This is a genomic window from Sulfurovum sp., from assembly GCF_041551015.1.
In the GTDB taxonomy this organism is placed as follows: Bacteria; Campylobacterota; Campylobacteria; order Campylobacterales; family Sulfurovaceae; genus Sulfurovum.
Genome location: NZ_JBFENQ010000032.1, coordinates 1 through 14,560, shown reverse-complemented (window position 1 = coordinate 14,560; position 14,560 = coordinate 1). Strand labels below are relative to the sequence as shown.

The window sequence follows — 14,560 nt, the reverse complement described above, 5'->3', positions numbered from 1 at the left end:
TTCGCTTTAGCGACGGGGGCTATCGGCATATAGTGCCAGATAATATGCTTGTAACTTTAGAACCGTTCTATCGCCAAGACCTTACCACCCCACAAAAATAACAACATAAAGAAAACAATATATGAAATTTACTGATTTTAATCTCAAAGACACTATCCAGGCTGCGATAACAGACGCAGGATTTACAGAGCCAAGTCCGGTTCAAAAAGACGCTATACCTTTAGTATTAGAGGGGCATGATATCGTTGCACAAGCACAAACAGGTACAGGTAAAACTGCTGCATTTGGACTTCCTATCATGAGTATGATGAAAGCTGACGGTTCAGTGGAAGGTCTTGTTATCGTTCCTACGCGTGAGCTTGCAATGCAAGTATCTGATGAGCTTTTCCGTTTCGGTCAAAAAAGTGGTCTTAAAACAGCAACCGTTTATGGTGGTACACCGTATGGTAAGCAAATTGACCGTATCAAACAAGCTTCAATAGTGGTAGCAACCCCGGGTAGACTTCAAGATCTCCTTATGAGCGGTAAGATCACTATCAACCCTCAGTTTGTTGTACTTGATGAAGCAGATGAAATGCTAGATATGGGTTTCCTGGACGAAATTAAAAACATTTTTACATTCCTACCTAAAGAACGCCAAACACTTATGTTTTCAGCAACTATGCCAAGTGCTATCAGAAAACTTGCTGAACAGATTTTAAAAACACCTAAGACTGTTTCTATTACTAAAGCAGAGAGTACAAATACTGCTATTACACAATACTATTATGTAGTACAAGACAAAGAGAGAGACGATGCTCTTGTAAGACTTATTGACTACAAGAACCCTAAAAAATGTATCATCTTCTGTCGTATGAAAAAAGAAGTAGATAGACTAGTTGCGCACATGACTGCACAAGGTTTTAAAGTATCTGGTCTTCACGGAGACATGGAGCAAAAGCAAAGAGAAGTAACGATCCGTGCCTTTAAGCAAGGCGGTATAGATATATTCATTGCTACAGATGTTGCTGCACGTGGTCTTGATGTTAATGACGTTACACATGTATTTAACTACCATATTCCTTTTGACTCTGAATCATATGTACACCGTATCGGTCGTACTGGTCGTGGTGGTAAGACTGGTGAGGCTATCACTTTGGTAAGTCCTAATGAACTTAGAACTATCAAGCGTATTGAAAAAGATGTAGGTACAACGATGACGACACAAGTGATCCCTACACGTATGGAAGTACAAAACAACCGTGCAGATGCACTTATCGCTAAAATTGCTGAGACTAAAGTAACTGAAAATGCAATCAACCTTGTCAAAACACTTCAGCATGATCTAGATATCGTGACTATTGCACATCTTCTTGCTTCTTTAGTACAAGAAGAAAATTTTGTTAAAGGTAAAGACAACATCGGTCTTGGTCTTGAAGAGGTAGAACTTCTTATAGAAAGAGCAATGCAAAACCGTGGTGGCGGAGGCGGTGGTGGCCGTAACCGTGGTGGTTTCCGTGGCGGTAACAGAAGTGGCGGAGGCGGTGGTAGCCGCAGTAGACACGGGCGAAACGGACGTTCTGGCGGTAGTCGTAGTGGTGGTGGACGTGACAGCCGTAACGCTGGTCAAGGTAGCAGAAGCTAATCCCACGCTCTTCAATTCTTCACAGTACATCTTTTATGATGTACTGTATACTAAACTCCAAATCCCTTAAAAATCAATTTATTCAATTTAACAGTATCACAGCTATGATATAATTATTTATATTTATAATAAGGACAGTGAATGAAAACAACTAAATACAAAGCTTTACTGCTTGCGCTACTCGTAGGATTTTCTACTTTTGCCATGGCAAAATCTGCTAAAACACTAGATCATGATGCAAATATGGCGATCAATAAGTTTATAGATGAAACTCCAGGTGGTGATCCATTTTTGGTAAAGGCTAAGGCATTTCTTGTATTTCCAGACATTAAAGAAGGTGGATTCTTTTTAGGTGGTAAGTACGGTGAAGGTGTATTAAGACATAAGCGAAAAACATTAGGATACTACAAAATTATTTCAGCATCAGTTGGGTTTCAAATGGGTGTACAGGAATATTCAATGATTATCGCTTTTACTTCTGATGCAGCACTTGAAAGATTTCTCAATGAAGAGGATGAATGGGAAGCAGAAGTAGATGGTAAGATAGCTGTTGCAGAGTGGAATTCTAAAGAAGAACTAGATGATGTTGAATTTAAAGATGACATGGTAGCTTTTATCTTTGATTCAAATGGTCTGATGGGTAGTTTCACAATGGAAGGTACAAAATTTAAGAAAATTAATCCTAAGTAATAATATTCTCGTTACATCTGTATAAAATGTAACGAGAATATTATCATATTTCTCTTTCTCAAAAATCCATTAATCTTCATAGATACTTCATACTTTTTTCCTATACTTATTTTATTATAAGAAATAGATATTATAATTATAATGTATGGAGAAATAATGAATTTAAAAAAAACATTTACAATTGAATTATGGATCTCAATTCAATTAATCATTTTATTGGTATCAACATATTATATTTTTACTTCTAATCATGAAAATGTAGAAGTTCTATTTATTGGAATTGAAAGCATATTGGTTTTCCCTGCAGGACTCTTAACACTTTATATTAATAATTTATTTCATGCACATCATTATTTTTTAACGCATGAAACTTTCTTTCTATATATTTTATTTAACTGGATCCTTTTTATTATTATTGGGTATATTCAATGGTTTGTTATTTTCCCAAAAATGATAAATAAATGTAAAGAACATGGTTGTTTAATAAAACAAGGGTTTTAATCTAATTATATTACACTTGCCCTAAATCAATTTTCTTTCCTGTTTTTTTTGATATTATATTTAAAAGGAAGGATATAGCTATGCATATGCAATTTAGTGAAAACTCCGATAATAATTATTTTTTTTCTCAGCCACATCAACCATTTTTTGTTTTAGCCTTTGTGAATGCTATAGTCACAATGCTTGTATTTTTACTCTCATATAAAGGTTATCTACATCTTGCTCTGTCCCCTACAAATTTTCATATTTATGGGCTTACTTATCTTATGTTTACCCCAGCATTTCTAGGTTTTTTATTTACTACATTTCCTAGATTTGCATCTACTGATGCCATAGTGAAAAAGCGTTATATGCGTATTTTTAGTTTTTTATATCTTGGCGCTATATTGTTTCTGTTAGGGAGTATAGTAAGCCCTATTCTCTCTATTATAGCGATGGTTCTTGTATTTTCAGCACATTTTATGGGATATTTGATACTAAAAAATATATATCATACTACAACTATGGAAGACAGACATGATATCTTTTGGATACTCCTTGCAATGGGTATAGGTTTACTCTCCCACTTTTTATTTATCATGGCACAGATCTTTTATATGCCATTAATGGGTCTGTCTACTGAAATATCAATGTATATTTACCTTTTTTTCCTGACATTTTCTGTAGCACAGCGCATGGTACCTTTCTTTTCTCATTGTATAGTAGAGAAAAATAATAGGCTGTTAAAAATCGTTTTTTCTCTTTTAATACTTCATATACTCCTTGAAGGTACCCATACCAATAGTTCATTTATTGTTGACCTTGCTTTAGCCTATATTATAGGAAAAGAAGTACTTAGATGGAAACTTCCGTTCCCAAATACTAACCCTCTGCTTTGGATTCTTCATATCTCACTTTACTGGGTGCCTCTAGGCTTTCTCTTAGGAGGATTAACAAACTTTATATTACTCATTAGTGACGTTCATTTTTTGGCTTTAGATACACACAGTATCGTTTTGGGTTTTGTCTTTACCATTCTTATTGGTTTTGGTACACGTGTGACACTTGGACACTCTGGTAATATCATGCATGCAGATAAATGGACAACACTTCTTTTTTACTGGACACAAGTGGTAGTTGCAATGCGTATATTGGTTTCGTTGACATCAGCCTTTGGCTGGAATATTATGGTTCTTTTTGATATATCTGTTACTGCTTGGATATTAATGTTCACTCTTTGGGCTGTGAGATTCTTTCCTGTAATAATAAAAGGCATAAAATTAACGTGATAATTACATTAAGGTACAATCGATATGAACTATTACCTTCTACTGATACAATTTCTTTTTAGTTTATTGGGGATCTTCCTTTTTTGGCAAGGTATAGGGTATTTTCGTCGAATGTGGCAGTATAAAAAACTCAAGTCAATGCCTTTTCCAAAATCATATGAAGAGATACTTCATAATATGCATCAATACAAAGTTTTATCACCTCTGTATAAAGAAAAACTTCATCTTTTAATTCTGATCTTTATAGATAGCAAAGAGTTTGTTGGGGCAAAAATGCACATCAACGATGAAATCAAAGTGATTATCGCATTTTATGCCTGTTTGATGCGGCTTGGATTCGATCTAGGTGAGAAAGACGATGTAAGTACAGTTATCGTCTATCCCAAACATTTCATAGTAAATGAAACACATTCAAGTGGCGGCATTAACCATACGGAAAGATCTATTTTAGAAGGACAGTCAGCTAATGGTACGGTAGTCATATCATGGCAGGATATTAAATATAATATTGCACAGCAACAAAAAGACAATGTGATCATTCATGAATTTGCACATGAGTTAGATTTTGAAGATGGTTTTGCTGATGGGACACCTGTCCTTGAAGGATCTAGCTATCGTAAATGGTCAGAAGTCTTCTCTAAAGCTTATCATACATTACATGAACAAAGTAAAAAAGGAAAAAATTCAGACAGAGTAGCTCTTTTAGGGACATATGCATTAAAAAATGAAGCAGAGTTTTTTGCTGTCTGCAGTGAACGTTTTTTCGAAGCACCTAAAGCATTCAAAGCGTATTTTCCAGATATCTATCAAGAACTACAACGCTTTTATAGACTTGATACAGAAGCGTTATTTAAAGATTAATAAGAGCCTTGATCTCATCAGCATATATCAACTCTTTTTCTGCCAGTCTGTTTGAAAGTGCAATGATCTCTTTTTTATGTGTTTTAAAAAGATCCATTACTTCTTCCTCTTTTTCTGTGATGATCTTTCGGACTTCATCATCTATGAGTTTGGCGGTTGCTTCACTGAAGTCTTTTGGCATCGCCATTTCACGTCCCAAAAAGACATGATCTTCACCTTTTTGATAATAGACAGGTCCGAGTAGTTCACTCATACCCCATTGGCTAACCATATGAGTCGCTAATGAAGTTGCTTCTTTGAGATCATTGGCAGCACCTGAAGAGAGATCTCCAAGCAGTGTACGTTCAGCAACTCGTCCTCCAAGCATTACGCCTATCTTATCAAGTAGATATGCCTGAGGAAAATTTTTGATATCTTTCAGCGGCAGCTGTTCTGTCATTCCAAGAGCCTGTCCTCTGGGTATGATACTCACCTTTTCTATGGGGTCTGCATGTTCCAGCAAGAATGCAGCTAAAACATGTCCACTCTCATGGATAGCCACTCTTTTTTTATCTTTTTCATCCAAAACAAATTCTTGCTCTACACCCATAAGTATACGATCACGGGCATACATGAAGTCATCTTGTGTAACCTTCTCCTGACTTTCACGTGCTGCATGCATCGCTGCTTCATTGACAAGATTTGCCAGGTCAGCACCTGAAAAACCAATGGAAATCTTGGCTAACTTTTCCAAGTCTACAGAGTCATCTACACGCACCTTACGTATATGAATATTCAAGATCTTTTCTCTCGCATGTACATCTGGTAGAGTTAATGTTATTTTACGGTCAAACCTTCCTGGTCTCAAAAGTGCAAAGTCTAAAACATCAGGTCGGTTGGTTGCTGCGATGACCACGACCTGCTCATCTGTTTCAAATCCATCCATCTCTGCCAAAATCTGATTAAGTGTTTGTTCTTTTTCATCATGGCCGCCACCAACTCCTGCCCCTCTTGCACGTCCTACAGAGTCTATTTCATCGATAAATATAATAGCAGGAGCTTCTTTTTTAGCCTTATTAAACAGATCCCGTACTCTTGCTGCACCTACTCCCACAAACATCTCTACAAACTCAGAACCACTGATAGAAAAGAAAGGTACTTCCGCTTCTCCTGCTACAGCTTTAGCTAAAAGTGTTTTACCTGTACCTGGAGATCCCATCAGTAAAATACCTCTGGGGATTTTAGCACCAATTTTTTTATATTTGTCAGGATTCTTTAAAAAGTCAACCACTTCATAGAGTTCTATCTTTGCATTCTCCACGCCTGCTACATCATCAAAAGTAACGGATACTTTTTCTTTCTCATATTTTTTGGCAGTGGATTTCATAAAATCAAATACGCCACCACCCATACCGCCTAACTGTTCTTTCATACGTCTAGAACTGTAGAAGATAAATCCTAAAAAGACAAAAAGAGGCAGTAACATCAGAAAGGAAAGCCAAAAGTTTGATTCTTTTTGTGACTTGATATGCATATCAACCTGATTTTTTTCAAGTAATTCTAAAAATGTTTTATCTTCAAATGGAGGAAGTGTTGTTCGTATATATCTTGGTTTTTCACCTATACCACCTTTTAAAGTTGCTACAACTTCATCACCATTCACACTAATTTCTTTGATGATATTTTCTTCGATTTTGCTTTTAAATTGATTATATGAAAGAGTTTCACTCTGTTTTTGAAGAGCCAAATAATTAAATAATTGAAATCCAAGCATCATTAGAATAAATATAACCCATATATTGGAAAAAGGATTGAATTTAGTCTCGGGGATCGGCTCTTGTTTCATATATATTTCCTTTAGAGATCAATTATAGATAGTATTATTGTACCAAAATATAGAAAGTCCTATAATATGTGATATTAAGAATTCACACTTATTGGCTATAATACGAAAATAATCACTAGAAAAGAAAGCGAATAATGCTGACGCTTAAAGAATTTATCTCTCTATTACTAGCCAATATAATACAAAAAGCATTAAAAAGGTAACCCCATGAGTAAACTTGATCTTAGAGAAGCAAAACGTTTTTTACCTACAACCAGAGAAGAAATGGATGCACTTGGCTGGAAACAGTGTGATGTCATACTCGTCTCTGGTGATGCTTATATAGACTCTCCTTTCATTGGTGTGGCTACTGTTGGACGCATGCTGGAAAAACTAGGTTACAAGGTTGGTATCATCGGTCAGCCAAATGTACATAGCGACACAGACATTAAACGTTTAGGTGAGCCAAGACTCTACTGGGGTGTAAGTGGTGGAAGCATTGACTCGATGGTGGCTAATTACACGGCTACAAAGAAGTTTAGAAACTCAGATGACTATACACCAGGTGGAAAAAACACCAAACGACCAGACAGAGCAGTGCTTGTCTACACGAACCTTATACGCAAAAACTTTAAAAACACCGTACCTGTCGTACTAGGAGGTATAGAAGCTTCTCTTAGACGTGTGACACACTACGACTACTGGAGTAATAAGCTTAGAAAACCCATATTGTTTGATTCTAAGGCAGATATACTCATCTATGGTATGGGAGAACAGGCCATACGTGATCTTACACATGCTCTGGACAAAGGAGTTGATTGGAAAGATGTACGTGGCGTATGCTACATAGACAAAGAACCTGTAGAGAGTTACCACCAGCTTCCTTCTCATCAAGAGTGTCTTGAGAATAAAGAAAAATATATAGATCTTTTTGATCTCTTTTATGATAACAATGACCCAATAGCAGCAAAAGGGCTTTGCCAAAAAGTCGACACACGCTACTCTATACAAAATCCTCCATGCGACTACCTAAGTGAACCGGAGATGGATGAAGTCTCTGCTCTTCCTTTTACAAGAGAGCTCCACCCTTACCATCGTCCCGAAGGTAAAGTAAAGTGTTTGGAGACCATTAAGTTTTCCATTATGACACACCAGGGATGCTGGGGAGAATGTAACTTCTGTGCCATTGGTGTTCACCAGGGACGTACCATACGTACACGTTCTGAACAGTCCATCGTTAAAGAAGCCAACCAGTTCAAAGAATACAAAGACTTTAAAGGCATCATCTCAGACCTTGGAGGCCCTACGGCCAATATGTATGGCTATGAGTGTAACAAAAAGCTCAAGCTAGGTACTTGTGACCACCAGCGTTGTGTCGACTCACGACATCTCTGCTCTTCCATGAAGCCGGACCATACCCGTGTGATAGGCATGATGAAACAGGTACGTAACATAGACGGTATCAAAAAAGCATTTGTTGCTTCAGGTATACGTTATGACCTTATAACAGAAGACAAACGTAAAGGATACTCTTATCTTAAAGAGCTGGTAGAACACCATATTTCAGGTCAGATGAAAGTTGCGCCTGAACATACAGAGCAACATGTACTTGATCTTATGGGTAAACCAGGAAAACAGACACTCGTTGATTTTAAAAGACTTTACGACAAGTTAAACAAAGACATGGGTAAAAATCAGTTTCTGACTTACTATCTCATTGCTGCCCATCCGGGCTGTGAAGAGAAAGACATGCATGAGCTGAAACGTTTTACAACTCATGAGCTCAAAATGAACCCTGAACAGGCACAGGTCTTTACACCAACACCAGGTACCTATTCTGCTGTGATGTACTATACAGAGATGGACCCGGTAACACGTAAGAAGATCTTTGTTGAGAAAGACACACATAGAAAAGAGAAACAAAAGGCTATTGTTCAGGCAAAAACAAATTTTAGCAGCGGGTTTTCAAGTTAATGCCTAGAAGACCGATCTACATCACTGACCTTGACCATACTTTTTTACGCTCAGATTTGAGTGTAAGTAATTTTAGTGCAGAAACCTGGAATAAAAAAGCAGAGTCATCCATTATGACCATAGCCACTGCTAGAAGCTTTCAAAAATCACAGGAATTACTTAAAAAGATAGACATCAATGCTCCTATGATACTGCTTGACGGTACGATCGTCATTACCCCTGAACGTAAACTGATTGACCTTAAGACCATAGACAAGAAGCTTGGCGATGCCATCGTAGATGTAGGAATTCAGTTTGACATCCACCCTTTTATTCTAGGATTAAAAGACAATGCATTGAATGAAGCTTTTTTATATCCTGAAAAACTCAACGACTACCAACGTGATGTTCTTAAAGGCTATAAAGATGATTCAAGAATGCAGTTTAACCCTAATAACCTAACTATGGAACAAAATCTAAAGATAGTCTATTTCGGATACGAGGAGCAACTGCGTCCACTCTATGAAGAACTCAAAAAAGTCTTCGGTACAAGCATAGAAGCCAAACTTTCACCGGAAAAGTACGGTGGCGGTTACTTCCTCACCCTGCTTCACCCGAAAGGCGATAAAGCCCATGCTATGAAAAAAGTGATGGAGTACCTCGAGCGTGACCATGAAGAGATCACTGTATTTGGTGACAGTGTCAATGACCTAGGAATGTTCAAACTTGCTGGAACCTCTGTAGCTGTTTCAAATGCTTTAGAGGAAGTGAAGGCCGTTGCTGATCTTGTTCTTCCTCACTCTAATGATGAGGATGCAGTGGCAAAGTATTTAAAAAGTATTGGATAGACAGTCAATTTTAGTTTTAAAAAAATACTAGAATCCTATCAAATATACTACATGTTTTGTGTCCAATGTAAAAACAGATAGAAACCTTATAAAATATATAACTTTATAGGTTTTATAAATGTTTTCAAGAAATTTATTTGATTTACTATTTAGTATCTTAGAAGATGATTATTAATCCCAACTATGCATGACCCGTTTAACATTTTCAAACAGAATGGTCATATATGCTTTAAATCGTTCATCTACTTCATGATCATCCATAAATGATGCCACCCCAATTGTTGACAATTCTGCAAAACCATCAACTTCATAGAAAGATATTTTGGTTGGCAGGTATACAGATATTGATGGTAATTCTGAAAGTGCTAGTTCAACTCCATGAGGATGACAAAATTCAAAAATGTTTATCTCTTTTACTATGGCACAACCTTTCTCTTCCATGACCCTATTAATTTTATAAGCATTAAATAGATTAAATGAAACTTCTTTTGCTTTTTCTTCAATCTCTTTTTCAATGGTGTCTACGTCAACACGTGTAGATATTGTGTAGATCATGATATATCCTTTAATTAAAACAATTTCTTAAGTGTATCAAATGTTTTTTTATAAAACCTTATAAAGTTTGATCTTCATACTTCTTTGCTATCAGTGAGCTATTAACATCAATACCGATTCATCAACTGCGCATTCAAAAGTTCAAGTCTCTCAGGCGTACCTATATCTAACCATTCACCTTCATACAGTTCACCTGTCACCTTCCCCTCTTTCATCGCAGCTCTGAGTAAAGGCGCTAAAGCACTTTTACCATAAGGTACTCCTTCAAAAAGTTTGGGTGAGTAGTAACCGATGCCTGAGAAAGTGTATTGTTTGTCATCTACTACTCTTTGGCAATCTAAAGCAAAATCTCCCTCAGGGTTATGTTCTGGGTTAGGTACAAGGATTATATGTGCCAAAATGCCATCTGCAAGCTTTCTCTGGTATTGAAAATCATAATCTGTAAAGATATCTCCATTTACAACTAAAAACGTTTCATCTCCAAGTAATGGTAAAGCCTTTACGATACCTCCTGCACTTTCAAGTCCACCCTCTTCTTGCTCATCTGAGTATGTGATGTTCACGCCCCATTCTCTTCCGTTACCAAGTGCTTGGGGTATTTGGTAGCCTAAGTGTGCAATGTTTATAACTATGTCAGTAAATCCATCATGCGCAAGACGTTCTATATGCCAAACTATTAGAGGTATACCACCTACTTTAAGTAAAGGTTTTGGCGTTATGTCAGTCAGTGGCCGCATTCTTGTTCCCAATCCTGCAGCAAGTATCATACATTTCATAGTAGAGTATCCTTTTTAGTGTCATAAGAGCACACAATACGTGTTAAATAGTGAAGCAATTAAAATACCCTCATCGTTACTGGTGCATTTTTAAACTCACCATACTGCGACTTCAATAATGTTATCAATTCATCCAGTTCTGGATACTTGTTACCCACCTCTAGAATATACTTCAATGTCATAGGTATATCTTTCAAGTACTGCTTTTTGCCATCTCTTATAGCAAGTCTTGCAAAGATACCAAGTATCTTGATATGACGCTGCAAACCTGTAAAATCAAACCAACGCATAAATGTCTCTTCATCTACATCGAGACCTTTCAAGTCCCTGAAAAGCAAGATAAGTCTTCGAAGTTCTCTTGCATCAAGTTTCACATATGCATCACGAAGCAAAGATACTAAGTCATAAGTCAAAGCTCCCTCTCTTGCATCTTGGAAGTCTATAACGACTATCTCATCATTACTATCGAGCATCAAGTTTCGTGCGTGATAGTCCCGATGTACAAAAGTACCTTGCGGCTGACCCAATACCTCTTTGGCTATTAGAGAAAAACTCTCCAAGAGCATAAGCCCTTCATGACTTTCAAGCGTAGTTTTCAAATACTCCTTGAGGTACCACTGTGTCATTAGATTCATCTCTTCAAGTAAAAAATTTTCATCATAAGGTTCCAAACCTTTTGATGGTGTGCTTTGCAATTGAACCAAAGTTTCTATAGCTTTGTCATAGAAAGGTCTTGCATCAACACCTTCAACACACTTATCTAGTAAATGGGTTGAGCCTACATCCTCTAAGAACATGAAACCCTTGTGTAGTTCAAAGGACTTAATTCTTGGTATACGTACTTTTGCATCCATGAGCCTCATGCCTATACCTATAAATATAGGTACAGATTCCTTGGCTTCAGATGCATCCATTACAATACCTCCGTCATGATTTTCAAGACGGTAATAACTTCTGGAACTTGCATCCCCATGCAGTGCCTGAAGCGTTGGCTCTTCCATACCTAGCCACTCTATCCAGCCTTTTAATTCTTTATGCATATATGCCTCCTAAAACTGCATTTTCTCTTGCGCCTGTGACGTCTTTTAAATTGACTTTTTCATTATGTATACGTTTGTACGCAAGCCATGCAAAGGTCATAGCCTCTATCTGGTCTGCATACTTCGCTATGGCTACTTCTACATTAGGCATAAGCACTTTTATGCGCTCTACCAAGAAGCTATTTTTGGCACCGCCTCCACATAACATAACCATGTCTCTATTAAAACGAAGTACTTCGTTACTTATGCTTAATGCAGTCAATTCCAGAAGTGTTCGTTGAACATCTTCGGGATTATGCGTGTGTCCAGAAAGATATCCTTGCAGCCAAGTCTTATTAAATTTTTCTCTACCAGTACTTTTAGGATATGGCTCTTCAAAATAATCATCTGACATCATACGATCCAAAAGCCCATAATCTACAGAGCCTGTTCTCGCCCACGCTCCATCTTCATCATATGATAATCCCTGATGCTCAGCTATCCACATATCAAGTAATACATTTCCACAACCCGTGTCATACCCTATAAGCTTCTCACCTAATACGGTGATATTTGCTATACCACCGATGTTCACTATAGATACAGAGTTATTAATATTATCAAATATAAACTCATGAAATGCAGGAGCGAAAGGTGCACCCTGACCGCCAAGAGCAATATCTTTACGTCTAAAGTCTGCCACCACAGGTATGCCTGTCTTTACAGTTAATATATTTGGGTCACCAAGTTGCATAGTAAAAGGATACTCTTCTGCAGGTGCATGCCAGAGTGTCTGTCCATGTAAACCAATGGCTTTAATACTCTTTGCATCTATATTTTCCCGTATAAGCAAAGCACCTACAGCTTGAGTAAAGAGTAAACCTAAACGATTGTCTAATTGACCTAGTTGTTCTAAACTACTTTCACCTTCTATGATGTTCAATATATCTGCTTTTAGCTCTAAGGAAATTGGATACTCTAACGAGCTTAAGAGTCTGCATTCTAAATCATTAATTTCACAGAGAACCACATCTACACCATCTAGAGATGTACCGGACATAATACCTATATAACGTTCTTTATTCATAATTTAATTTCTACTTCCATTGATTGGTCCAAAGTAATATAACGCACTATTTCTAAGCTGCAGCTAATGTTTAGGAATAAATATATTATATCAAAATATCAAATAATAAATGTCAAATCAATATCATCTCCGTGTTTGTATAAGTGAATTTCAATTATACTTCAACAAATAAAATAAGTTAGGTAAATATGAAACTAAGTAATCGAGCAAAAAATATCGCACAATCCGAGATAAGAGCCATGTCTATCCTCTGTAATGAGAAAAATGGACTCAACATGGCACAAGGACTTTGTGACCTTGAGGTACCACTTCCTGTTCTAGAAGGTACAAAAGAAGGAATAGACAGTGGCAAAAATGTCTATACATCTGCATATGGTAATTACAAGTTAAGAGCAGCTATCGCTAAAAAGCAGAATGATTTTTATGACCAGGGTGTCGATGCGGACAACGTACTTGTGAGTCTTGGAGCACCAGGAGCTTTTTATGCTACTGCTATGTCCCTGCTCAATGAAGGAGATGAAGTCATACTTTTTGAACCTTACTATGGTTATCACGTAGCGACGCTCAAATCTATAGGTTGCAAGATAAAATACATCAGAACTACCCCACCCGCTTATGAGATAGACTTTCAAAACCTGAAAGATCAGATATCTGAAGATACCAAAGCCATACTCATATGTAACCCTTCAAATCCTAGTGGAAAAGTCTATACAAGAGAAGAGCTAGAAAACCTTTCAGAGATCATCAACCAAAACGATCTGTTCCTTTTTAGTGATGAGATGTATGAACATTTCATCTATGACGGTCTTGAGTTTGTATCTGCACTTAGTATTGAGAGTTTGAAAGAGAAAACAGTTGTGATATCTGGTTTTTCAAAGATCTACTCTATCACAGGATGGAGACTGGGATACGCCATCACACAAAAAGAGATCATCGATGCAGCATCTGCCTTTAATGATCTAATATACGTCTGCCCTCCTGCACCGCTACAAAACGGTGTACTAAAAGGACTTAACGAACTGCCAAAGTCCTATTATGATAATGTAGCCACCCAGCATCAGAAAAAAAGAGATAAATTCATCAAAGCTCTCAATGATGCAGGGCTAAGTGCAGAGTATGTAAAAGGTGCTTACTATGTGCTTGCCGATATCTCTAAATTAGAAGGAGAAGATGACAAACAAAAAGTCGTGAACCTTCTGGAAAAAACAGGTATCGCTGCTGTTCCTGCAAGGGCATTCTATCAAGACAGTGAAGGTATCAATCTAGCAAGATTCTGTTTCTCCAAAAAAGAGGAAGAACTCGATGTCGCTATTGAAAGATTGAAAAATCTACAATAAATATTGTTCCCCAGATACTTCCGCTCACAAGGCGGAACATTTTACAAAACAATTATAGTAGAGTTCAGTAGACTTTTATAACGTTCTTTATTCATCTATAGACTAATCTAAGTAATTGTGATCTTTTAATTTTTTCTCACTTCCATACTCTTTTATAGCTAATGCAATAAGTATGGTAGCAACAACAATAATGCCCATAGTAATAGATAGTTTTATATATAATGTACTGTCAAGCAC

Annotated in this window: 13 protein-coding genes; 8 read left to right on the top strand and 5 right to left on the bottom strand. The window is 37.0% G+C overall.

Annotated features, from left to right (window positions below):
- The first annotated feature begins 121 nt into the window (after nt 1-121).
- The 5 genes from ABZC96_RS03515 (at nt 122) to ABZC96_RS03495 (ending at nt 4,944) form a co-directional block, all read left to right on the top strand.
- Complete coding sequence (locus ABZC96_RS03515; protein WP_373029118.1) at nt 122-1,624, top strand: DEAD/DEAH box helicase; 1,503 nt, start codon at nt 122-124, stop codon at nt 1,622-1,624.
- Nucleotides 1,625-1,765: 141 nt separating this feature from the next.
- The gene (locus ABZC96_RS03510) at nt 1,766-2,314 is read left to right on the top strand and encodes a YSC84-related protein (protein ID WP_373029117.1); all 549 of its coding nucleotides are present in this window, start codon (nt 1,766-1,768) and stop codon (nt 2,312-2,314) included.
- 156 nt (nt 2,315-2,470) lie between these two features.
- Complete coding sequence (locus ABZC96_RS03505) at nt 2,471-2,815, top strand: hypothetical protein (RefSeq protein ID WP_373029116.1); 345 nt, start codon at nt 2,471-2,473, stop codon at nt 2,813-2,815.
- 80 nt (nt 2,816-2,895) lie between these two features.
- A complete protein-coding gene (locus tag ABZC96_RS03500) occupies nt 2,896-4,083 on the top strand; it encodes an NnrS family protein (protein ID WP_373029114.1) in 1,188 nt (395 codons plus the stop codon).
- 24 nt (nt 4,084-4,107) lie between these two features.
- Nucleotides 4,108-4,944, top strand: coding sequence for a zinc-dependent peptidase (locus ABZC96_RS03495; protein ID WP_373029112.1), 837 nt, complete (start codon nt 4,108-4,110; stop codon nt 4,942-4,944).
- Here the strand turns inward: ABZC96_RS03495 and ftsH are convergent.
- Nucleotides 4,934-6,769, bottom strand: coding sequence for an ATP-dependent zinc metalloprotease FtsH (gene ftsH / locus ABZC96_RS03490; RefSeq protein ID WP_373029110.1), 1,836 nt, complete (start codon nt 6,767-6,769; stop codon nt 4,934-4,936). The genes ABZC96_RS03495 and ftsH overlap by 11 nt on opposite strands.
- A gap of 207 nt (nt 6,770-6,976) precedes the next feature.
- Here ftsH and ABZC96_RS03485 point away from each other — a divergent pair, with 207 nt between their 5' ends.
- Both ABZC96_RS03485 and ABZC96_RS03480 read left to right on the top strand, forming a co-directional pair.
- Complete coding sequence (locus tag ABZC96_RS03485) at nt 6,977-8,722, top strand: YgiQ family radical SAM protein (RefSeq protein WP_373029108.1); 1,746 nt, start codon at nt 6,977-6,979, stop codon at nt 8,720-8,722.
- Nucleotides 8,722-9,549, top strand: coding sequence for an HAD-IIB family hydrolase (locus ABZC96_RS03480; RefSeq protein ID WP_373029107.1), 828 nt, complete (start codon nt 8,722-8,724; stop codon nt 9,547-9,549). The genes ABZC96_RS03485 and ABZC96_RS03480 overlap by 1 nt, the downstream gene beginning before the upstream one ends.
- Before the next feature lie 171 nt (nt 9,550-9,720).
- On the opposite strand, the gene ABZC96_RS03475 is transcribed toward ABZC96_RS03480, so the two are convergent.
- The 4 genes from ABZC96_RS03475 to ABZC96_RS03460 form a co-directional block, all read right to left on the bottom strand.
- A complete protein-coding gene (locus ABZC96_RS03475) occupies nt 9,721-10,104 on the bottom strand; it encodes a DUF302 domain-containing protein (protein WP_373029106.1) in 384 nt (127 codons plus the stop codon).
- A 107-nt stretch (nt 10,105-10,211) separates the two neighbouring features.
- Nucleotides 10,212-10,880, bottom strand: a complete 669-nt coding sequence (gene murU / locus ABZC96_RS03470; protein ID WP_373029105.1) for an N-acetylmuramate alpha-1-phosphate uridylyltransferase MurU — start codon at nt 10,878-10,880, stop codon at nt 10,212-10,214.
- A 59-nt stretch (nt 10,881-10,939) separates the two neighbouring features.
- The gene (locus ABZC96_RS03465; RefSeq protein WP_373029103.1) at nt 10,940-11,920 is read right to left on the bottom strand and encodes an aminoglycoside phosphotransferase family protein; all 981 of its coding nucleotides are present in this window, start codon (nt 11,918-11,920) and stop codon (nt 10,940-10,942) included.
- Nucleotides 11,913-12,986, bottom strand: a complete 1,074-nt coding sequence (locus ABZC96_RS03460; RefSeq protein ID WP_373029101.1) for an anhydro-N-acetylmuramic acid kinase — start codon at nt 12,984-12,986, stop codon at nt 11,913-11,915. The genes ABZC96_RS03465 and ABZC96_RS03460 overlap by 8 nt, the downstream gene beginning before the upstream one ends.
- Before the next feature lie 188 nt (nt 12,987-13,174).
- Here ABZC96_RS03460 and ABZC96_RS03455 point away from each other — a divergent pair, with 188 nt between their 5' ends.
- A complete protein-coding gene (locus ABZC96_RS03455; protein WP_373029100.1) occupies nt 13,175-14,323 on the top strand; it encodes a pyridoxal phosphate-dependent aminotransferase in 1,149 nt (382 codons plus the stop codon).
- Nucleotides 14,324-14,560 lie beyond the last annotated feature (237 nt).

What these genes read in the sequence shown, in the direction of transcription:
- ABZC96_RS03465 (WP_373029103.1), bottom strand. Translation starts at nt 11,920, where the DNA reads ATGCATAAAGAATTAAAAGGCTGGATAGAGTGGCTAGGTATGGAAGAG.
- murU (WP_373029105.1), bottom strand. Translation starts at nt 10,880, where the DNA reads ATGAAATGTATGATACTTGCTGCAGGATTGGGAACAAGAATGCGGCCA.
- ABZC96_RS03510 (WP_373029117.1), top strand. Translation starts at nt 1,766, where the DNA reads ATGAAAACAACTAAATACAAAGCTTTACTGCTTGCGCTACTCGTAGGA.
- ABZC96_RS03480 (WP_373029107.1), top strand. Translation starts at nt 8,722, where the DNA reads ATGCCTAGAAGACCGATCTACATCACTGACCTTGACCATACTTTTTTA.
- ABZC96_RS03515 (WP_373029118.1), top strand. Translation starts at nt 122, where the DNA reads ATGAAATTTACTGATTTTAATCTCAAAGACACTATCCAGGCTGCGATA.
- ABZC96_RS03455 (WP_373029100.1), top strand. Translation starts at nt 13,175, where the DNA reads ATGAAACTAAGTAATCGAGCAAAAAATATCGCACAATCCGAGATAAGA.
- ABZC96_RS03460 (WP_373029101.1), bottom strand. Translation starts at nt 12,986, where the DNA reads ATGAATAAAGAACGTTATATAGGTATTATGTCCGGTACATCTCTAGAT.
- ABZC96_RS03505 (WP_373029116.1), top strand. Translation starts at nt 2,471, where the DNA reads ATGAATTTAAAAAAAACATTTACAATTGAATTATGGATCTCAATTCAA.
- ABZC96_RS03475 (WP_373029106.1), bottom strand. Translation starts at nt 10,104, where the DNA reads ATGATCTACACAATATCTACACGTGTTGACGTAGACACCATTGAAAAA.
- ABZC96_RS03495 (WP_373029112.1), top strand. Translation starts at nt 4,108, where the DNA reads ATGAACTATTACCTTCTACTGATACAATTTCTTTTTAGTTTATTGGGG.
- ABZC96_RS03485 (WP_373029108.1), top strand. Translation starts at nt 6,977, where the DNA reads ATGAGTAAACTTGATCTTAGAGAAGCAAAACGTTTTTTACCTACAACC.
- ftsH (WP_373029110.1), bottom strand. Translation starts at nt 6,769, where the DNA reads ATGAAACAAGAGCCGATCCCCGAGACTAAATTCAATCCTTTTTCCAAT.
- ABZC96_RS03500 (WP_373029114.1), top strand. Translation starts at nt 2,896, where the DNA reads ATGCATATGCAATTTAGTGAAAACTCCGATAATAATTATTTTTTTTCT.